This is a genomic window from Rhizobium sp. SEMIA 4085 (assembly GCF_013004495.1).
Taxonomy (GTDB): Bacteria; Pseudomonadota; Alphaproteobacteria; order Rhizobiales; family Rhizobiaceae; genus Rhizobium; species Rhizobium gallicum.
The window spans coordinates 1-20,403 of sequence record NZ_JABEPH010000068.1 but is presented as its reverse complement, the minus strand read 5'-3'; the positions used below and the strand labels follow the sequence as shown (position 1 = coordinate 20,403).

At 60.4% G+C, this 20,403-nt stretch carries 18 protein-coding genes; 8 read left to right on the top strand and 10 right to left on the bottom strand.

The genetic code is table 11. From position 1 onward, the window contains the following. Positions 1-621, bottom strand: a 621-nt coding sequence (locus C9413_RS09800) for a LysR family transcriptional regulator (protein WP_170250408.1), incomplete at its 3' end; no start/stop codon positions are given. A gap of 124 nt (positions 622-745) precedes the next feature. Between C9413_RS09800 and C9413_RS09795 the strand changes: the two genes are divergently transcribed. From C9413_RS09795 to C9413_RS34435, 5 genes are all read left to right on the top strand, one after another. Then, the gene (locus C9413_RS09795; protein WP_039844060.1) at positions 746-1,924 is read left to right on the top strand and encodes an MFS transporter; all 1,179 of its coding nucleotides are present in this window, start codon (positions 746-748) and stop codon (positions 1,922-1,924) included. Next, positions 1,924-2,391, top strand: coding sequence for a cyclophilin-like fold protein (locus tag C9413_RS09790; protein WP_039844059.1), 468 nt, complete (start codon positions 1,924-1,926; stop codon positions 2,389-2,391). The genes C9413_RS09795 and C9413_RS09790 overlap by 1 nt, the downstream gene beginning before the upstream one ends. A gap of 31 nt (positions 2,392-2,422) precedes the next feature. Then, positions 2,423-3,502 carry an alpha/beta hydrolase gene (locus C9413_RS09785; protein WP_039844058.1) on the top strand — a complete coding sequence of 360 codons (1,080 nt, stop codon included), beginning with the start codon at positions 2,423-2,425 and terminating at the stop codon, positions 3,500-3,502. A gap of 77 nt (positions 3,503-3,579) precedes the next feature. After that, positions 3,580-4,770: a carboxymuconolactone decarboxylase family protein gene (locus C9413_RS09780; RefSeq protein WP_039844057.1), complete on the top strand. Its 1,191-nt coding sequence runs from the start codon at positions 3,580-3,582 to the stop codon at positions 4,768-4,770. Positions 4,771-4,981: 211 nt separating this feature from the next. Then, entirely contained in the window at positions 4,982-5,665 is a 684-nt protein-coding gene (locus tag C9413_RS34435) for a sulfatase-like hydrolase/transferase (protein WP_223844000.1), read from the top strand. Positions 5,666-5,808: 143 nt separating this feature from the next. On the opposite strand, the gene C9413_RS09770 is transcribed toward C9413_RS34435, so the two are convergent. The 7 genes from C9413_RS09770 to C9413_RS09740 form a co-directional block, all read right to left on the bottom strand. After that, the gene (locus tag C9413_RS09770) at positions 5,809-6,558 is read right to left on the bottom strand and encodes a hypothetical protein (protein ID WP_170250410.1); all 750 of its coding nucleotides are present in this window, start codon (positions 6,556-6,558) and stop codon (positions 5,809-5,811) included. A gap of 84 nt (positions 6,559-6,642) precedes the next feature. Next, the gene (locus C9413_RS09765) at positions 6,643-7,914 is read right to left on the bottom strand and encodes an alpha/beta hydrolase (protein WP_223843999.1); all 1,272 of its coding nucleotides are present in this window, start codon (positions 7,912-7,914) and stop codon (positions 6,643-6,645) included. 221 nt (positions 7,915-8,135) lie between these two features. Continuing rightward, positions 8,136-10,370, bottom strand: coding sequence for a tetratricopeptide repeat protein (locus tag C9413_RS09760; RefSeq protein ID WP_223843998.1), 2,235 nt, complete (start codon positions 10,368-10,370; stop codon positions 8,136-8,138). Between the two features lie 150 nt (positions 10,371-10,520). After that, positions 10,521-10,808, bottom strand: a complete 288-nt coding sequence (locus C9413_RS09755) for a hypothetical protein (protein WP_039844054.1) — start codon at positions 10,806-10,808, stop codon at positions 10,521-10,523. A gap of 100 nt (positions 10,809-10,908) precedes the next feature. Continuing rightward, on the bottom strand, positions 10,909-11,922 hold the full coding sequence (locus C9413_RS09750; protein ID WP_039844053.1) for an HAD family hydrolase: 1,014 nt from the start codon (positions 11,920-11,922) through the stop codon (positions 10,909-10,911). Positions 11,923-12,050: 128 nt separating this feature from the next. Then, the gene (locus tag C9413_RS09745) at positions 12,051-13,673 is read right to left on the bottom strand and encodes an arylsulfatase (protein WP_039844052.1); all 1,623 of its coding nucleotides are present in this window, start codon (positions 13,671-13,673) and stop codon (positions 12,051-12,053) included. 162 nt (positions 13,674-13,835) lie between these two features. Then, positions 13,836-15,503 carry an arylsulfatase gene (locus C9413_RS09740; RefSeq protein WP_039844051.1) on the bottom strand — a complete coding sequence of 556 codons (1,668 nt, stop codon included), beginning with the start codon at positions 15,501-15,503 and terminating at the stop codon, positions 13,836-13,838. 347 nt (positions 15,504-15,850) lie between these two features. Here C9413_RS09740 and C9413_RS09735 point away from each other — a divergent pair, with 347 nt between their 5' ends. The 3 genes from C9413_RS09735 (at position 15,851) to C9413_RS09725 (ending at position 18,861) form a co-directional block, all read left to right on the top strand. Then, positions 15,851-17,734 carry a HAMP domain-containing sensor histidine kinase gene (locus C9413_RS09735; protein WP_082046489.1) on the top strand — a complete coding sequence of 628 codons (1,884 nt, stop codon included), beginning with the start codon at positions 15,851-15,853 and terminating at the stop codon, positions 17,732-17,734. Beyond that, positions 17,731-18,375 carry a response regulator gene (locus C9413_RS09730; protein WP_170250409.1) on the top strand — a complete coding sequence of 215 codons (645 nt, stop codon included), beginning with the start codon at positions 17,731-17,733 and terminating at the stop codon, positions 18,373-18,375. Before C9413_RS09735 ends, C9413_RS09730 begins: the two co-directional genes overlap by 4 nt. Before the next feature lie 102 nt (positions 18,376-18,477). Continuing rightward, on the top strand, positions 18,478-18,861 hold the full coding sequence (locus tag C9413_RS09725; protein ID WP_039844049.1) for a response regulator: 384 nt from the start codon (positions 18,478-18,480) through the stop codon (positions 18,859-18,861). 228 nt (positions 18,862-19,089) lie between these two features. On the opposite strand, the gene C9413_RS09720 is transcribed toward C9413_RS09725, so the two are convergent. Together C9413_RS09720 and C9413_RS09715 are read right to left on the bottom strand one after the other, a co-directional pair. Then, the gene (locus C9413_RS09720; protein ID WP_039844048.1) at positions 19,090-19,719 is read right to left on the bottom strand and encodes a hypothetical protein; all 630 of its coding nucleotides are present in this window, start codon (positions 19,717-19,719) and stop codon (positions 19,090-19,092) included. A 29-nt stretch (positions 19,720-19,748) separates the two neighbouring features. Further along, a partial coding sequence (locus C9413_RS09715; protein WP_246703730.1) for a selenium-binding family protein occupies positions 19,749-20,403 on the bottom strand: 655 nt, incomplete at its 5' end.

Here is a 20,403-nt window from a genome sequence, read left to right as displayed (position 1 = left end):
CTCCCATGCATAGAATCCACCCCATGTCGCCTGGCGTGTGTTGATGCAGACATGCCCCACAAGATCCTGCGGCGTCGTCGGAGATCCGTAGGCCGCAAGATATTTCGGCGAGGCGACGGCGCGAAGCCGCCAGTCGGGACCGATCCGCACGGCGATCATGTCCTTGTCGACGCTCTCTCCCAGCCGCACGCCCGCGTCGAAGCGCTCCTCCACGATGTTGCGCATCCCGTTGTCGGCGTAGAGTTCGACCTTGAGGTCGGCGTAGCCAGCGAGGACGCGGGCCAGCTTCGGCCATACCGTCGTCTGCAGGGCATGATCCGACAGGGTCAGCCGGACGGTGCCGGACGGCTTTTCGCGGAAGGCGACAAGATCTGTAAGGTCCGCTTCGATCCCATCGAAGCGTGGAGCGATCGACCTGAACAGGCGTTCCCCGGCTTCCGTCGTGGCGACGCTGCGGGTCGTTCTTGTCAGGAGACGGACGCCGAGGCGAGCCTCCAACTGCTTGATGGCGTGGCTGAGCGTCGACTGCGACGTGCCGAGGTTCGCGGCGGCCTTTGTGAAACTCTGCTCCTTCGCCACCTCGAGGAACCAGAGCAGATCCTTCACGTCCTCGCGCTGCATCGGCGCACCTTATTCATATTGGAGACCGATAGGTCCATGCGGATTGGCTCGACTTATCCGCAAAGTACGCAAGAACTATCTTCCGTGCAACGTTGAAAACGAGATCCATCCAGGACGATTGCATATGACGCTGACCATCGACCATATCGACAGCAGACGCTCGGTTTGGGGGGCCGTATTCTCCATGACATTGTGCGTCTTCGTGCTGATCGCGTCTGAATTCATGCCGGTCAGCCTGCTCACGCCCATCGCGGCCGACCTCGGCGTTTCGGAAGGAAACACAGGACAGGCGATTTCGATTTCGGGCATCTTCGCCGTCTTAACCAGCCTGTTCATCGCAACGCTTATCCGCCGGTCAGACCGCCGCATGGTCGTACTGGCTTTGACGGGACTGCTGATGCTGTCGGGGATCACAGTGACCCTCGCACCTTCCTATCCGGTCCTGATGCTGGGTCGCGCCCTGCTCGGCATTTCGATCGGCGGCTTCTGGTCGATGTCCACGGCGATCGTGATGCGTCTCGTCTCCCAAGACCAAGTGCCGAAGGCCCTCGCCCTGCTCAACGCAGGCAACGCGATCGCCGCGACGATCTCCGCGCCGATGGGAAGCCTGCTTGGCGCCTACATCGGGTGGCGCGGCGCCTTCTTCCTCGTCGTCCCGGTAGCGCTGCTCGCACTCATCTGGCAGTGGATCAGCCTGCCCAGCCTCCCCCCACGCCGCGAGGGAACCTCGGGAAACGTGTTCCGGCTCCTGGGACGTCCGCCCGTCGCGCTCGGCATGGGGGCGATCCTGCTCCTCTTCATGGGACAGTTCGCGCTCTTCACCTATTTGCGGCCGTTCCTGGAAACAGTGACTAGCCTAGAGATCGAAACGCTTTCGCTCGCGCTTCTGATGATGGGCCTCGCGGGAGCGGTCGGCACATGGGTTATCGGCTGGCTCCTGTCCCATCGCCTGTTCAGTATTCTCATGGTCATCCCGTTGTTGATGGCCTGCATCGCCTTGGCCATGATCGCATTCGGCGACATGAAGCTCCCCGTGTTCCTGTCGCTGGTCGGCTGGGGCTTACTCGGAACGGCCGCGCCAGTCGGCTGGGGTACCTGGCTGAGCCGCGTTCTCCCGAAAGATGTGGAGGCCGGCGGCGGACTCCAGGTTGCCGTCATACAGCTAGCGATCACGGCCGGGGCCTCGCTCGGCGGTCTTCTGTTCGATGTCGTGGGCTGGCAGTCCACCTTCGCCCTTAGCGCCGCGCTGCTGTGCGGATCATCGCTGGCATCCCTTGCAGTGTGGCGTGTGACGAGGTCGTGATGAGCATCCCGTTCAGGAACCTGACCCGACGCAGCCTTCTCGCAACGGCCATGGCCGCCGCAGTCTTCCCAAGAACCGTGTTCGGCCAGAGCGATCCCAATAATCAGGAGCGAACCAACGTGAAGATCAGGCTGACGTTCGAAAAGCATACGATGACCGCGACGCTCTACGACAACCCGTCGGCGCGCGACTTCGCTTCCATGCTTCCGCTGGATCTCAAGATCGACGACTTCGGATCCAACGAGAAGATCGCCTACCTTCCTCGCAAACTGACCGTGGAAGGCCACGGCCCATTCACGAACGAGCGGCCGTACGACCTCTGCTACTACATGCCTTGGGGCAATCTCGCGATGTTCTACGCCGACTACAAGCATCCAGGGCTGGTGCGCCTCGGACGCTTCGACGACGGCTACGAGGCGCTGCATGTCCGAGGGCAATTCCCATTGCGTATCGAACGTATCCAGTAACCAAACGCCTCATATAGAAGGAGATCCGATCATGACCAGGAAGATAGATAATGCCGAAGGATTCAACGCCGGCCGGCGCAGCTTGATGAAGGCGACGGGCATCGCCGTCGCTGCGATGAGCGTGGTTCCGGCAGTCGCCGCGACGCAGGCTTTAGCCCAGTCGACCTCATGGGACAAGGTGTTTCCGAAGAGCGACAGGGTCGATCACCAGAAGGTGTCGTTCAAGAACCGCTACGGCATCGTGCTGGCAGGCGATCTCTACCTGCCGAAGGAGCGGGGAAATACACCGCTTGCCGCGCTTGTCCTCGGCGGCCCCTTCGGCGCCGTGAAGGAACAGTCTTCCGGACTTTACGCGCAGACGATGGCCGAACGCGGCTTTGCGACGCTGGCCTTTGATGGTTCCTATACGGGAGAAAGCGGCGGCGAGCCCCGCAACATAGCCTCGCCGGAGATCAACACGGAGGACTTCAGCGCGGCGGTGGACTTCATCGGCCTCCACTCCTTCGTTGACCGCGAGCGCATCGGCATGATCGGCATCTGCGGCTGGGGCGGCATGGCGCTTAATGCCGTCGCCGTGGACAAGCGCGTCAAGGCGGTCGTCGCCAGCACGATGTACGACATGACCCGCGTGATGTCGAAAGGCTACAACGACAGCGTGACGCTGGAGCAGCGGACGCAGGCGCTCGAGCAGATGAGCCGGCAGCGCTGGGCGGATGCCGAGAAAGGAACCCCTGCGTATCAGTCCCCTTACAACGAGCTCAAGGGCGGCGAAGCACCGTTCCTGGTCGACTATCACGACTACTACATGACACCGCGTGGCTACCACCCGCGCGCGGTCAACTCCGGCAACGCCTGGTCCCAGACGACGCCGCTGTCATTCATGAACATGCCGATCCTGACCTACATCGCGGAGATCTCTCCGCGCCCGGTGCTCTTCATCCACGGCGAGAAGGCCCATTCGCGCTACTTCGCCGAAACTGCCTTCGCCGCCGCCGCGGAGCCTAAGGAGCTGATGATCATCCCCGGTGCCAGCCATACCGACCTGTACGACCGGGTAGACAAGATCCCCTTCGACCGGATCGCCGACTTCTTCGGACAGCATCTGGCATAGGCGAGGAAGCCACCGACCCGGCGTCGTCGGGCGAGCTGGGCTCGACGTCGCCGACCTTTTTGAGAAGGAACTGAAAGATGAAGAACATCGCTGCGTCCATAGCGATCTCTGCGCTCGCTGCTACGGGAGCGGAGGCTCAGGAAGAACGCCGCCGTGTTGCTCCGCCGGCCGTCTACGATGTCGCGCCCGGCCTCGGCCACTTCACCGACGATGTCCTGTTCGGTGAAGTCTGGGAACGGAAGGAGCTCGCACCTCGTGACCGCAGCCTGGTCACGGTCTCGGCGATCGTATCGACGGGCAAGACGGCGCAGATCGGCGCGCATGTCGGTCGCGCGCTGGATAACGGCGTGAAGCCGGAAGAGATCGGAGAGCTGGTAACGCATCTCGCCTTCTACTCCGGCTGGCCGAACGCGATCTCCGCTGTCGAGGAAACGAAAAAGGTCTTCGATGAGCGGAAGATCGCGCCGCTTCAGAACATCGCCGCGCCGCGCGTCGAACTTGAGGCAGCCGCCGAGGCTGCTCGCAGACAGACCCTCAACACGTCGGTCGCACCGACCTCGGCGGCGCTTGCCGACCTGACCAACCGTGTCCTGTTCGGCGATCTGTGGCAGCGCCCGGAACTCTCGGCACGCGACCGCAGCCTGGTGACGATGTCGGCATTGATCGCCGTCGGTCAGCCCGAGCAACTGCCATTCCACGCCAACCGCGCCATGGACAACGGCCTGAACCAGGCAGAGGTGTCCGAAGTTCTGAGCCATGTCGCCTTCTACGCGGGCTGGCCGAGAGCAATGTCAGCCGTACCCGTTCTCAAGCAGGTGTTCGAAAGCAGGAAGGGAACCCAGGTGACCGCTCCCCAGGCAGACCTCAAGATCACTCCGGCGGGAAGCGGGGCGGCTTCGGCTCCCGAGCAGTTTTTTACAGGGAAGGTTGGGATCTCCGGCCTTTACCAGGCTGACGAGCCTGCGCGCGTCGGAGGCGCAACAGTGTCCTTCTCGGCGGGTGCGCGTACGGCATGGCATACCCATCCGCTTGGTCAGACGCTGTTCATCGTACGTGGCCGTGGCTGGGTGCAGAAGGAAGGAGAACCGATCCAGCAAGTTAATCCGGGCGATGTCGTCTGGATACCTCCGCAGGTCCGTCACTGGCACGGAGCATCGAGCGGTGAGCCGATGACGCACTTCGCCGTGGCAGAAGCATTGGACGGAAGCTCGGTGACGTGGATGGAGAAGGTCTCGGAGGGAGACTACAGCAAGGGCACCGTACGCTGATCGATAAGCGTGGCGCCGCGGGATGCTGTTCATCCCGTCGCGACTTTTCGGACGCCGTTTCGTCTAGGCTTCTGACGCGGCCGAAGTCCGCAATTCCAAAACGGTCACGCACGCGGTCATCGCCAGATGACGACTTCGGCCCGGCCAGCGGAAATAATTGCCGCTGTACCCTCCTGTTGACTGATGCCCAACGCGACGTCCTCCAGATTCAATTTTCGGCGCGATGCTTGATGCGTTGAAGGAGCTTGGGATTGCGGACGACTCCATCGTGGTCTTTGCTTCCGACAACGGACCGGACGGCCCCGGAGCGAGCCGCTTCGGCACCGACATGCCAGACATGGGGACGACCGGACCTTATCGCGGCGCGTTGGGTGACGTCAGCGAAGGCGCGATCCGCACCGCCGCCGTGATCCGCTGGCCGCAACGGATCAGGCCACGGTCCTCCCACGCGATGTTTTCGATCATGGATTTCTTCCCCACCTTCGCGCACGTGGCAGACGGCAAGGCGCCCGACGACAGGCCAATCGACGGTATCAACCAGATCGATCTGCTGCGCGGCGAGAATGATAGAGGACGGCGAGAGCATTTGCTGACCTTCGTGGGTTCCGAGTTGGTCGCCGTTCGCTGGAAACAATTCCGGGCCTATTTTGTGGACGTAGCACCTGGACGGAGCGGCCCAGGCGGCGCGACGCTGATGGGCGGTATCGGATCCGGCGCCGCACCTATGAACGGGTATCCGAAGGTGTTCAACATTGAGTCGGATCCGCAGGAAGAGCACAATATCGGCGAGATGTACAACTGGGTTCTCGGACCGCTGCTGAAGGTAGTGGGGGAATACAAGGCGACCCTCGAGCGATCACCCAACCCACCGGCGGCGAACATGACAAAGTTCTGAATGCCAATATTGCTGGTCGGTTCCGGCGCTGAATGGTGTTTAAACTGCACGATCCTGTAACAAAACTTTTCAACGAAAGCTGACGATGGCCGGCGTCGACAGCCTGTCGCGATGCGCTCCAGGCTGTCAGAGGCGAAATCGCGCTAGAAGCGGACGGCGAGCCCGAGGATCGGTCCTTGCTGAACAACATCGAACACGAAGCCGTCGTCGCTGTAATCAACTCCGAGGGCTCGATATCCGGCGATGGCGGAAATCCTGTCGTTGAAATCGTAGCCGACGCCCATGGCGACATCCCAGTCGATGTCGGCTCCACCGCCGCCGACCAGTCCCCATCCCGTCAGATAAATCTCCGGCGTGAAGGAATACTTCCCACGCAAGCCGACCATGCCATCCACCCATGTCGCGCTGTCGCTTCGCTCGATGCCGCCGAGGAGGCCGCCGTTGAACGAGAGCGTTGTGTCGACCGACCAGAGCTTCGCACCCCCGACGATGTCCAGATGTCCGGCCGGACCATCGAGGAGCGCGTAGCCTATGCCCAGCAAGCCCGAAAAACTCTCCGACGTGACATCGACATCAGTCGCAAATATTCCAAGAGGAGTCTCGCCATTGGCAGACACCTTGACATAGATGGCGTCGCCGATGACGCTGAAGCGGTCATATCGGGCCTCGCCTGCCGCCATGAAGGCGAAATCGAGATTGTCCAGGATGTCGCCGAAGTCGGCATCGATGTCCACCGTGGTGGGAAGCCCGAATTGCGCCGTCTCGCCGGATATCCCGGCCATCCACAGGTATGGAGCAATCGAGAATGTCCAGCCTTCCGGGGCTTCTGCAGGCTTTGGGTCCTGAGTAAGGAGCGGCGATACGTCGGCCGCCTGGGCGCCGCTGCAAATCATGGCGACGACAGCCGCGGAAAGCCCGAATTTCAAAAGCTTCATCCCAATCCCCTTCTGTCGGAAGGCACCATTGCCATTACTTCCTCAGTTCTGCACCGCGCGGCACGCCGGATCCCGTGCCGCTGCCTGCTTCCACGTGCAGTCGTTCACCGCAATCTTCTGCTCTGCGCCGATGTGTCCAGCCATCCCGCTTACCTGGTGGGCGTAGTTGTCTCTGGTATGCGGATCAACCGCGGCCACCGGAGCGGCAAGGATCAAACCTGCGGCGTTGCCGGCCGCTGCCGCCGCCCCCGTCGTTCCGGCGATCAGGTGATCCCCAAGGCCCATCCGGCTGTCGGTCAGCGTCTGGCCCTCGGAGATGCGTGCGCCGATGAGCTGGACCACCTGCGGGGATTCCGCGAACTTGCTGTGGTGGAGACCGTCGCCCGCCTTCACCTTGGTGAGGTCGATGACGGTGACCTCATTGGTTTCCATCTCGTCCTTGTAGGGCGCTTCCTCCGGATCGATCGAGCCCAGCCGGGGGATGTCGCCCCAGACCCTGCGCGAAAAGGCCAGCGCGCGGTCATCGCGGGATACGAACAATGTGAAGCGCGGCTGCCGCTTGCCCATGTCCTCGATCTGCGAGCGAAACACGTCCACGTCGACGTCCGGAGCAGCAAGCATCACATTCTTGAACTTCGGTGGCAGACCACCATTGCGGATCGCCATTTGGCGTAGCCCTTCGAGGGCCAGCCAGTTGCCCATCGAGTGCGCGAGGATAGAGACCTCCTTCACTTCAGGATCGGCAGCCAGATACTGAAACAATTTCTCAAGGGCGTTTCGCGTGTAATTGGTGCTTTCGCGGTCATATCCATAGGCGAGCAGGCTACCTCGCGATGGCCAGGTCACAAGAATGGGAGCGCTGCGGACACCTGAATCGTGGACAATCTGCGCAAAGCGGTAGACGGAATCCTCGAAGCGATTATTGAACCCATGGATGAAGACGAACGCGCTGCGGTCGGGACTCTTCTTCACCGCGGCGTTGAGCCAGGTCTTTGCCTCCTCTTGGCTGATCTCTTCGGCCTTGAGAGTCGCGAAATCGGTCGCCGGATTGGGGGGAAGCCTCTTTGGCCAGGCGACATCGCCGACCTTGCGGACAGGCGGGATCGACACCGTGATGTCCGCAAAGGCTGGGGTGCGTGCCCGCTCGCCCGTGAACATCTCTCCGGCACGCTCCGAGCGCCCACGCGTGGTGGTGATCAGCATGCTGACCCTGCTCGAACCGGGCGACGCATCGGCAACGGGCGCCAACACGCCCTTCGGATGCCCGCCACATCCGGCAGGGACGATGAGCGCGATGCAAAACGACAGCCGCAGAAGGCGACGAAGCGACGATGATGAGGTGACGCGGATGCCACCACTGCGAAGACTGCTCACGCTTCCCCCCGAGCCTAAGTCATGTTCAGCGCAGCAAGCGTCCCCAAGCTGTCTGCGCACTCGCAAAGACAAATCAGCTCTCTACAGATAGCAAGTATTGGGGCCGAAGCACAGCAATACTTGGTCGTGCGGAGGCGACTGGTTGATCGTATGTATTGCCATCATTTTGCACCGGTTACTTCCCGCAATTGTCTGACCAGCTCCGCAACCTGTGGATCGTCCGGCCGCAGGCGGGCCAGCGCCTCGGCATATTCCAGTGTCTCCGGAAAGCGTCTGAGCTTCAGTCCGTACCTGACCGCAGATCCGAGCAGCTCGGCGTCGAGCTCTCCGCCCGCAACTGCGCGACCGAGCAGGTCGAGTGCCTCCTGCGTCCGGCCGAGCGAGTCGAGTGCGATGGCAAGCGTCGTCTTGTAGCGGGTATTTCCCGGATCCAGCCGTATGGCTTCATCGAGTTCCCGCATCGCCTCTGGCATTGCTTTCTCGCGAACGAGCGACAGCGCATGTCCGTAGCGCAGACCCGCGTGATCGGGAGAGATCGCGATGGCTTCGGCGTAGGCGCGTTCCGATTTGTCGTTTTGGCCCGTAGCGCGGTAGAGTTCGGCAAGGTTGATATGTGGACCCGCAAGCGCCGGGTCGAGCACGATCGCCTGTCGGAACGCTTTTTCCGCGTCTCCGGCGAGCCGCTGGCCGAACAGGAAGGTTCCGTAGTTGTTCTGTGCCTCGGCGACGTCGGCGTTGGCCTCGACATAGGCACGCAGGTCTTCGACGGCGGCGTCGAAGCTCTTCCGTTGATTGCCAAGGAGGTCCAACGACGGCGTGCTGCCGAGTGCCGTCGCTGCAGCCACGCGCACCGCGCGGGTTGCATCGCCGAGCAGATTGCCGATAGCCTCCAATCTGAGCTCGGGCGGCAAGCTGCCGGCCGCTTCTGCGGCGCCTAGCCTGACCAAAGGATCGAAGTCCCCCGCGGCCGCTTTTACGTCAGCGACGACGTCGGCTCCGCCAATGCGGCTCATCTGCGCGATCGCGCTGCCTCTGACGATGCCAGCCTGTTCTTTGTCCACCACAAGCTTGCGCAGAGCCCCGATCGAAGCCGGATCGCCTCTTGCGGCTGCGGCGAAGGCGTGCGCGTTCGTTGGGCGCGCACGCCAGGCGGTCCCGTACCACTTGTCCATGTTCTCCGCCGCCCAGGCATTGGTTTTGTGCTCATGACACGTCGTACAGGCATTCGGCGTTCCGTAAGCGACGGAGAGATCGGGGCGCGGGATCACGAAGGAGTGGTCGCGCCGCGGATCGACCTTCATATAGGGACGCTCCGGCATGTGACAGTTGGCGCACTGCGCGCCGCTCGAACCGGCCGGGTGGTGAGTGTGGGCCGGGGTATCGAACATGCCGCTCGGGTCATTCCTGGCAAACCGCTCGGACGCGGTTTTCGTGTGGCATTGAGTGCACAAGGCATTGCCATCCGCCTTCAACGTTGCCTCGTGCTGCCTGTGGCAATCAAGGCAGGTGACGCCCGCTCTTGCCATCTTGCTCTGCTGGAAGGAGCCATACTCGAAAACCTCGTCGAGAATCTGCCCGTCCGGAAAGTAGAGGTCCGGGCGGAGCAACGCCGGCGAAAAATGATCAAGAAAAGGCTTCCCAGCAGCATAGCCGTCGCTAAGCTTGATCCGCCTGGAGTGGCAACCGACGCAGGTGTTCGCGTCGACCTGCGGTAACCCCAGACCCGGACCGACGGGTATTGAAGCACCTTTCGACCTCGCCTCGGCCCATTCGACATGCTTGGCACCAGCGCCGTGACAGGACTGGCAGCCGATGCTGGTCGCGACATAGGTTGATCGATAGTCGCTCGTCTCCGGCTGAAAATTGCTCCGGGGATCGGTGGAATGACAGTCGATGCAGGTGCGGTTCCACCGGTAGAACGGACCTGTCCAATGATATGTCGAGCCCGGCTTTGCTGGCTTGCCTTCGCCAAGCCAGAACCATTCCCGCTTGTCGGTATCCCAGGCAATGTCGAGAGCCTGCAGCCTGCCGCCGCCCAGATCGACCAGATACTGCTGCAAAGGCTCATAGGCGAAGGTGTATTTGACCTCGAATTCCCCCTGCTTGCCGTCCGGCCCCTGGGTCCTGACGAAAAAGCGGCCGTCGCGGCGGGAAAAGATCGTGACGATGCCGTCGTGATCGTACCGGACATTGTCGAAATTGCCCCGCACCGTCCTCTCATCGGCGAGTGCCATCGCTTTTGAATGGTTGGATTTGGCGAAGGCGGCTGACTGGTCGCCATGACAGGATGTACACGTCTTCTCGTCCACGAATCCGGTGTGGATGGAGATTCGAGGATCGGCAGTCGACGACGGAGCCGTCTCGGCGGCAACAATCGGTGCGGCAAACACAAGCAGGGCGCCAAATAATAAGGCTGCCCGAACAATTGCCGCTGAGTGGAAAAACCCCGTCAATCGATCGCTCCCGCGTCGTTCTGGAACAAAGGTCTCGCTGTACCCGGCAGCTTGACCAAGCATCGGGCAAAAATGCAACTGGGCAGCCTCCAATCAGCCGGAGCTTTTCGACCATCTGTTGGGAACGCTTGCATTCGTGCCGATTAGACCAACCCAAAAGCTTAGTAGCACGGTGGGTACCAGCTTTTCGCCATCAATCCTGGCGCCATCCGAGTTGATGACCGCAAGCGACGGCACCGGGGCGGTGGCGGGGACTTGGCCAATGTTCTTTGCCAGCGGCACATGTTGTTTCTTGGTGGAATCCTGGGCGACTACACCAGTTGATGCCAGTGCCAAGCATCCGACAAAGGCTGGCACGCGGGCGAGACGATGGATGTTCATTGTTGTTCTCCCTCGAGCTTCGGGACAAGCGGCAGGGCCACCTGTCCATTCTTGTTGCAGATGGATTACTCCGCCAAAGCCGTCGCTGGCACAAAACGCCCTACTTCTCCCGGAAAATCTGCTTCCAGTCGGCCTTCATATCGACCACGGTCCAACCAGTGATCGCTGCCGCATCAAGCGCCTTGTCAAGGCGGCCGAATTCGCTCTCACGGTCGTAGGCATATTCGCGTTCCGCATCTGTGTGATGAACGAGCATGCCGAAACGCGCGGGCGCACCGCCCATCGTCGTCCATTGCAGCATTTCAAGGTCACCGTCGGAATTGCCGAAGGCAGCAATCGGCCGACGGCCGATGTGCTCGTTGATCCCAACAGGCTTCCCCGCCTTGTCGTCGATGAAGTTGACTTGCGGCAGGCGATATAAGGTCGGCGTATCATCGCGCATCCTGAACTCTGTCTTGATCGACGACCCGACAACCTGCTCAGGCGGGATGCCGTAAACTTTCTCCGCCCATGGCCGCACGAATTCGATACCGCCACCTGAAACGATGAAGGTCTTGAAGTCGTTGGCGCGCAGATAAGCGAGCAGCTCGATCATCGGCTGGTAGACCAGCTCCGTGTAAGGGCGCTTGAATTTCGGGTCGCGCGCTGTGGCAAGCCAATCGGTGACGACCTTCTGGAAGTCGTCGCTGGTCATTCCCGCGTGGGTCGTCATTATGAGTTCCAGAAGGCCCTTTTCGCCGGATGCGGCCAAGGTCTTCATGTCGCCTTCGAGCACGGCCTTGAACGGCTGCGTGTCCTTCCATTCCGGATGGTCCGGAGCAAGCGCCTTGACGCGGTCGAGCGCGAAGGCGAGCTGGGTGTACATAGGATGCTCGGTCCAAAGCGTGCCGTCGTTGTCGAACACGGCAATGCGCTCATGTTCCGGGATAAACTCGGGCGAACCCTCCTTTGTCACCTTCTCGACGAAGGCGACGATCGCCGCTTTCGGGGCGGTGTCGTTCCAGGAGGGAAGAGGGTCGGTCTGGGCGAGAGCGAGGGGAGCGACGAGCAGAGCCGCGGCGGCAGCCAATATGACGCGACGGATCAGTTCGGGTAGATCATACTTCGCAAGCATGTGACACTCCATATGTTCATGACGTTGTCGAACGGCTGCTATATGTCTGCTGCTGATTGCCGATCGACGGCGACATATTCGTTGGCGGCCGACCGCAAAGAGCGATCAGCCGCCCGATTGACGCCGTGCTACTGACTTGCGCGTTGTTTAACCGCTGCCTCGATTTGCGCCTTCACAGCGTCGAGGTTGAAGCTTGCGCCCTTCTGCAGTGGTGGATACTCGATTGCCGTTTGGGCAAGAGCAGCTACCTGCTGTTGGACGAACACGAAGCGCCAGAACTCGTAGACGAACCAGCCCATGAAATTTCCCTGCGCGCCATCCAAAGTCCCGTTTTCAGGATCGCCAAAGCGCTCGAACGGGTCCAGGCGCAGATTTGTGAGGGTGGGCGCGTTGAGCTGGTTCTTGACCCCGATCCAACCGTGGGGCTGGTCAATGAAGCGATACTTGTAGTCGCCTACCCGCACCGCTCCGAGAGTGCTTTCGCCGAAATAGAACACCTCCTGGCGGGCTGAGGGTCCCTTGCCGGTAACCAGGTCCAACTGATTATAGCTGTCGAGATGGTTCTTGTAGGTTTTGTCGCCGACGGTTTTGCCCTTCAGCAGTTCCTCCTTGATGGTTGGGTTGCCGGCAGCGGCAACGAAAGTGGGGAACCAGTCGAGACCGGAGATGATGCCATTTTCGATCTTGCCGGCAGGCACTTTGCCGGGCCAGCGTATCATCGCGGGGGCGCGGAAGCCGCCTTCATAGACGGTGCCTTTTTGCCCCTTGAACGGCGTGTTGCCGCCGTCCGGCCAGGTGAAGGTCTCAGTGCCGTTGTCGGTCGTGAACACGACGATCGTGTTGTCGTCCACGCCCATGTCCTTCAACTTCTGCATGGTCGCGCCGACGATGTCATCGAGTTGGGCCATGCCCGCTTCCTGAAGCGACCATCCGTTCTTCGAATTGCGCAAAGCCTCATATTTGGGTGACAGATGGGTTACGATATGCATGCGTGTGGGATTGAGCCACAGGAAGAACGGCTTGTTGTCCGCCTTCACCTTGTCCAGCCACTTGAAGGCGACGTCGCGGATTTCTTCATCCACGGTCTCCATCCGATCCGGATAAAGAGTGCCGGCGTCTTCGATCCTCTGCTTGCCGACCTTGCCCCAGCGCGGGTCTACCGCTGCATCGTCGGTTTCGGTCGCAAAGCTGTGAACCATGTTGCGGGGGCCGACCTTGTCCAGCAGCTCCTGCGGATAACCGGGGTGCGACGGGTCCTCCATGGCGTCGAGGTGATAGAGATAGCCGAAGAACTCGTCGAAGCCGTGGACCGTGGGCAAGTACTCGTTGCGGTCGCCGAGATGGTTCTTGCCGAACTGACCCGTGGCATAGCCCAAGTCCTTGAGCGCCGTCGCGATGGTCATCGCTTCTGCAGGCATGCCGACAGTGGCGCCGGCTTGTCCTACGGTGGTCAGGCCAGTGCGAATTGGAAGTTGGCCCATAACAAAGGCCGCGCGACCAGCCGTGCAGCTCGCCTCGGCGTAGTAGTCGGTGAAGAGCATTCCCTCGGCGGCGATCTTGTCGAGGTTCGGCGTGCGCCCCGCCATCATGCCGCGGTGATAGGCGCCGATGTTCCAGATGCCGACGTCGTCTGCCATAATGACGACGATGTTTGGTTTTTGCGCATCCTGCGCCCGCGGGGAGACAGGTTGGCCCCAAAGAACGACCAAAACAGCCAATGCTCCAATGCCGTCGATTATCCTGCGGTTCATCTTAAGTTCCTCCCGTGCGATTTCCGGCCGAACGATGATTCATCCAAACGAACGACGGCAATTCATCAAGCGCCGCCGGTCGCCTATTCGCTCTGATGCGCGGTTAAGTAATCCGCCCGCAACGCTGCGGCCCAGGCGTAATCCCAAGCCGCCGCGCCAGCGTTAGTTGCCGGTCGGCATCGGAATACTTACGCCCTCCTTTGCTAGTGAGTCCCGTATCCACTGGAAGCGTTCGTAATCCGATAGTGTGATGGGACCGTTGTAAGTCAGACTTTGGGGCTTCCGAGGCGGATACTCCACGTAAGTGGCCATGATCTTCTTCAATTCCTCGCCCATGACCACGCCCATCCAGGTTCGCTCCGTAAAGTTGTTCATGAAAATGTCGTAGCGTTCCTGCGGGTCCTGCCACAGATCGAACACCTGGGGCACCGTGGCTACATATTTCTCCGCACCCTTCCAGCCGAGGTTGGAATCGACGGCCAGCCCGCCCGTTGACGCTCCGTCATCGCCGCGGATATTGAACGCAAACTTGTAGTTGTTGACGCGGATCGCGCCCGGCGAGAGCTCGTTCTCGGTAAAGTAGAACCATGACTTGCGGTCCGACTTTCCGGTGCCGCGCAGGATTGGCGACATGTCAAAGCTGTCGAAGATGATGGGCTTGTCTTCACGGTCCTTGTCGGGAAGCGGCACTCCGCCGACGGAGGCGAATGTCGCCATGAGATCGAGACCACCGACGATGTCGTGGTTCTTGCCGCGAGGTTTGATCTTACCGGGCCATACGGCGATCGCGGGAACGCGGTTGCCGCCCTCGCGCAAGGTGCCTTTGGTGCCGCGAAACGGCGTGTATCCGGCGTCCGGATAGACATCCTGCCAGGCTCCATTGTCCGTCGTGTAGAAAACCAGCGTGTTCTTGTCCATGCCGGTTTCACGCAGCTTGTCCAAGATCCTGCCGATGTGCGTGTCGAGTTCTACGATCGAGTCTGCATACTTCGACTTCGACAGGGACTTGTGCTGGAACTCGGGGGCTGGAAGATTCGGCTGGTGCACCTTCATGAAGTTGACGTTGATGAAGAACGGTTGATCCGGCTTCTTGGCGGCCGCATCCAGGAATTCGATCGCCGCCTTCTCAACATAGCCATCGAAGTATGGGATGCCGACGACACCTTCCTTGCCGTCGATCACCGGCGTGTCGACGTACTGGCCGTTGATCTTGAAGTCTTCCTTGACCTCGCCGCCGGCCTTGCCGGACAGCGAGCCTTTGGTCACCTTCTGGAACATCTCCCTGAGCGCCGGATCCATGTCCGGGAACCAGGTAGGATCGGCATAGGTGTAGGCGTTCAGATGATAAAGGCCGACATGTTTCATTTCGTCATAGCCCTGCGCGATCGGTAGCGCGTAGTCCGCCTCGCCAAGGTGCCACTTGCCCGTGAAATAGGTCTGGTAGCCGCCTCGCTTCAACACCGACGCCAACGTCCATTCGGCTGCGGGCAGTCCGCCGCCCTGGCCCTGGAAGGCGACCGTCGTCATGCCGCTGCGGTTTGGAATACGGCCGGTCTGCATCGCGGCGCGGCCGGGAGTGCAGCTTGGCTGAGCGTAGAAGGAAAAGAAGGTCATCCCTTCGTCTGCCAGCTTGTCGATGTTCGGCGTCGGCATGCCGCGGCCCTCGCCGCCGCCATAAGGCCCGAGATCGCCGTAGCCAGTGTCGTCGGACACGATGAATAGGATGTTGGGCTTTGCTGGCGCGTCCTGGGCTTGCAGAGGCGATGCGGTAGACCAAAGAACGGTTGAAGCAGCCACTGCTCCAATTCCGCAGATTATTCTGCGATTCATCTTGAGTTCCTCCCGTGTGATTTCCGGCCAAGCGATGGTACATCCAAACGCACCACGGCAACCGAGCGCCGCCGGTCGCGTATTCACTCTGAATTCAATCGAAACAAAATGGAGCAATATCAAACTGCGGACGCCCTTCAGTCGAAATGGCATCCAGCCTGAGCATCCCTTGCAGATGGCCAAGGACACCCATGGCTCGCACCATACCGGATGGCAATCCGCGCCGATATTGTACCTTCGGGCAACCATGGCTTTTTATAAGCTTCATGAAATATATTTAAACGGTTGCAAGGCCGATGCGACTTGGCTTAACTGCCATTCGTCGATTAGCTTTTCGGGGGAAGGCTATGGGCTTGGGGCGCAAGTGGGCGTTTCGATCGGACCGGCTCGGTCGGTGTGCGGCCCTCTTTTGTTTTCTTGTCGTAGTGATCGCTTGGATACCATCCGCGTCCACGGAGATCGTGGGCCGGCTTCCCCGTGTTCTCATTCTCTACCCATACGATGAACGAATAGCGGCAACAACCGCCGCCGGAGAGGCCGTGAGGACGCGGCTGCTGGATGCCACCCAGGGAAAGATCGATCTTTTCTCCGAATTTCTCGACCTTTCGAGATTTCCGGAAAGCGCCCACATTGATCGTATGGCGCAGTATCTTTCGGCCAAATATGCTGATCGTCGTCCTGATGTGGTCGTTGCGCTCGGCGAGCAGTCGGCAAGGTTCATCATTGCGAACCGCAAGCAGCTTGCAGGGAATGCAAAGATAATCCACGCCGGTTTCAGTAGCTCCACCGCCGAAAAAATAGACTTGCCCAGCGATGTGATCGGTGCCTTCACCGAGTTTGACATCTTAAAGACAGCGGAGATGGCGCGCGGACTCCAGCCCGAGGCGCGTTATCTCTTCATTATCGGAGGATCCTCAGAATTCGATCGGTGGTGGCTCGCCACGGCGCGGGCCGATCTTGCGGCATTCTCCAGGGACTACGAAACGACCTATCTGGAGGACATGACGATCGACGAGTTCACCAAGCGGGCCGCGGAGTTTCCCCGTAACAGCATCGTCCTTGCGCTGACGATTTTCAAAGATAGCGCCGGCCGCAATTTCATTCCGCGTGAAGCGATCAGACAAATATCGCAGACTGCCAGCGCTCCGATCTACGGTCCATATCCCACCTACATCGACTACGGCGTTGTCGGTGGCAACGTTGTCACGTTCGAGTCGTTGGGCATGACCGTGGCGGACCTGGCACTCGATGCTCTCGCCGGCAAGCCGATCTCCAACCTCGAGTCTCCCCAGACCTATATCGCAGACGCGAGGCAACTACAGCACTGGGGGCTGCCGGAGAAGAACCTTCCTCCGGGCACAGTCCAGATGTTCAGGGAACCGACGTTCTGGGAGCAACACTGGTTCGCCGTGGTTGCGGCATTAGCCGTCATCACGGCACAGGGGATCGTCATCAGCGGTCTGCTTATCGAACGCCTCCGCCGCCGGAAGGCGGAGATCGAATCGCGCCGCCGTCTCCTCGAAGTGGTTCACCTCAATCAGTCCGCGACAGCCGGCGCGCTGTCGGCGTCGATCGCGCACGAACTCAACCAGCCGCTGGGTGCTATCCGCAGTAACGCGGAAGCGGCTGCGGTCATTCTTCGATCCGAGAGGCCCGATCTCAAGCTGATCGAGCAGATCCTGATAGACATTCAGGACGACGATCAACGCGCTGGTGATATCATTTTGCGGATGAGAGGCCTGCTTAAGAAGAGAAGCGAGATCGACTGGCAAGAGTTCGACCTCAATGAAGTGACGACCAGTGCCATCCAAATCCTCCACGGCGAAGCGGAGCGGAAGGGTGTTGTTGTCAGTTCCAACCGGCCCCCACAGGCGCTGCCGGTCCGAGCCGACAAGGTCCATGTCCAGCAGGTTATTCTCAACCTCGCGACCAACGCCATAGACGCGATGCTGGAGATGGTAACGACTGAAAGAAGGCTCGTGCTTGAGACAACGCTCACGAAGGAAACCCAGGTCGAGTTGTCGATTTCCGATACGGGCCGCGGTATCCCTGACGAACAGCTCGCCTGCGTTTTCGAGCCGTTCTATACTACAAAGCCCACCGGGACGGGCCTTGGCCTTTCCATCGCGCGCGCGATAGTCGAAACCTATGGCGGCAAGATCTGGGCCGACAACCGCCCCGAGGGCGGAGCTGTTTTTCGTGTTGTGCTGCCTCTTGCCCGAAGCGGATAAATCCATTGGAACCCGTCGTTCACATCGTCGATGACGACCAATCTTTCCGGACAGCAGTCGGGCGGCTGCTGTCGGCGTCAGGTTTCCGCGTGGCTCTCTATGAATCAGGCGATCAGTTTCTCGCGCAGTTGCCCGCCACCGAGCCTGGCTGCCTCCTCCTTGACCTCCAACTGCCTGGGTTGAGCGGTCGGGAACTGCAGGACCGCCTTTTGGAGAAAGCGCCCCTGCTGCCGATCGTGTATCTCACAGGCCAAGGCGACATAAGGGCCAGTGTCAGTGCAATGAAGGCCGGCGCGGAAGATTTTCTAGAGAAGCCGGCGTCCGGCAATATTTTGTTGGAGGCCATCCACCGAGCGCTGGTCAAATACGAAAAGCGGCGTGTGGAGCACGACCGCATTCGCGCGCTGCAGGTACTAGTGGCCGGCTTGACACCTCGCGAAGCCGAGGTCTTCGGCCTGATCGTGCGCGGCCACCTCAACAAGCAAATCGCCTATGCCCTTGGCACCTCCGAGAGGACCGTGAAGGCCCATCGCCACAGTATCATGGAAAAGCTTGGGGTGCGTTCGTTGGCCGAAGCGGTCTCCATCGCCGAGAAAAGCGGCCTCCTCGATCCCGACGCGAGACCGCTGCAGCGTTCATGAGCGTGCCGTTTCCCCTTAGGACAATATCCGACGTACCGTGGAAGGCCTACAGTCATATGCACGAGCCGAACATCTTCCACACGAGCGAAAGAGAGGCACAAGTTGGAAAGCCTGCGCCGCACGGTGGCGATCGTTGAAGACGATGCAAGTATGCGAAGAAGCGTCCTGCGGCTGCTGAATGCCCACGGATTTCTGGCTGAGGAGTATACGTCGGCAGAATCGTTTCTCGGTCGCGATGCGGGAAGCAATGTGGAATGCCTTGTTCTGGATGTTGATCTGGGCGGCATGTCCGGGATAGAGCTGCAGCGCCGATTGAAGGAGGCTGGCTCCGGCCTTCCGGTGATCTTCATCACTGCTCTCGAAGACGATACCCTGGAAGTTGAGGCGACACAAGCAGGTTGCATCGCCTATCTACGGAAGCCGTTTCCGGCCGCCTTGCTGATCGACGCCATCAACGACGCGTGCAAATCACAAGGTCCATGTTAATCGGACTGACAGCGGAAGACCCCAGATTCCCCAGACAACCACATTTTTTCAAGTAAATCATATTTCGCTATCTGATTATTCCCACGCAGTGAACCGACCTCGCGTCCAAACGAGAAGGTGGCGTAAAACGGCACGCGACAGATGATTATGTCAACGACGTGGTATTCCTTCGCCCCTTGGATGTCCCGCTTGCGATCAGAAGCCGGTCGAAGAACTTTCTCGTCTTTGCTAGACGATCAGCAGCACGCAACCGGTGCCAAGCAGCACCAGCGTCCATACGAGATCCACATTGAACCAGGCGCTGCGCAATATCTCGAGCCCGACCCAGCGATAGACCGCCAGGGCAACGAGGCTTGTAACTGCCAACATCGCAAGTGTATGGACGCCGACCGCGGCGATCGCGATGGCGACAGACCCATCTCCGCCGATTTCGCGCAATGGCGAATCCGCGAGACAAAGTGGTATCAACGCTGGCAGGATCATCAGTCCGGCTCCATGGGCCGTCGCCATCAGGAACGACCAGAACGCCAGACCGGCAAGCCCCGTGCGCATGCCGATACGAACGCGACGCCCGTGTCCGACGAAATGATGCCAGACAGCCCAGCCTATGAGGCCGGCTCCAGCAGCCGTTTGCACGGCAGCCTGGTCCACGAAGAGGCCGGCCGCGACCAGGGCTCCAGCCACCAGTGCTATCGATACGGCGTGTCCGACGGCGATGGCGGGCACTGCCTGAACCACGGCGGCAGAACTCTGCCGGTGAACGCCAAGCGCCACGGCAAACAGCCATCCCATCGCCGGGTTGAGACCATGAAAGGCTCCTAGTCCCGCCAGCAAAATCCATGGCCAGAGTTCGTTCATAGGCGCTTCATCCGGCTATGCGTCGCTCCTTACGGATAACAATATGAATCTGACGAGCAATCCCCACCCTGGAGGCGGACCTGGTGCGGGCGATGCGATTTTGGCCATTCGACGAAGAATTTCTCGTCGAATGCAATGCCGCCGTCAGGCTTAGCGTCCAGCTTGACCATCCAGCCAGAGACACCGTCGGGATAGAACTGCTCGTCGATCGCACCGTAGAGAGAGTTGGTGAAATAGACACGGCGACCATCCCGGCTGATCTCGACCATCTGCGGGCCGCCATTCAGCGCGCCATTCTTCGCTCCTGGATGTGAAGCACGCGAAACGATGCCGCCGATCCGAACCTTGCCTGTCAGCTTCGGCTTGAACGGATCGGAAACATCGTATTGATGCAGGTCGCCGGTGCCCCAGCAGGACACGTAGAGAAATCTGTCATCCATCGAAAGGTCGATGTCGGTGACGAGTGGTGGCACGGCATTGAAACCCTTCAGCATCGGCGGCAACAGGTCCGGATCGGCGGGGTCCGCCGGAATGTCGATCACCCTTGTCACCGCCCCCTGGGGGCCCTGCCGGGGGCCGCACCCCATCGAGGGGGGGAGGACCTCCAGCCCGAGGACGCAGTTTAACAAACCATAAGCACGGGTCGGGTCACGCTGAGGGCCCACGTCCAAAACGAGACGCAAA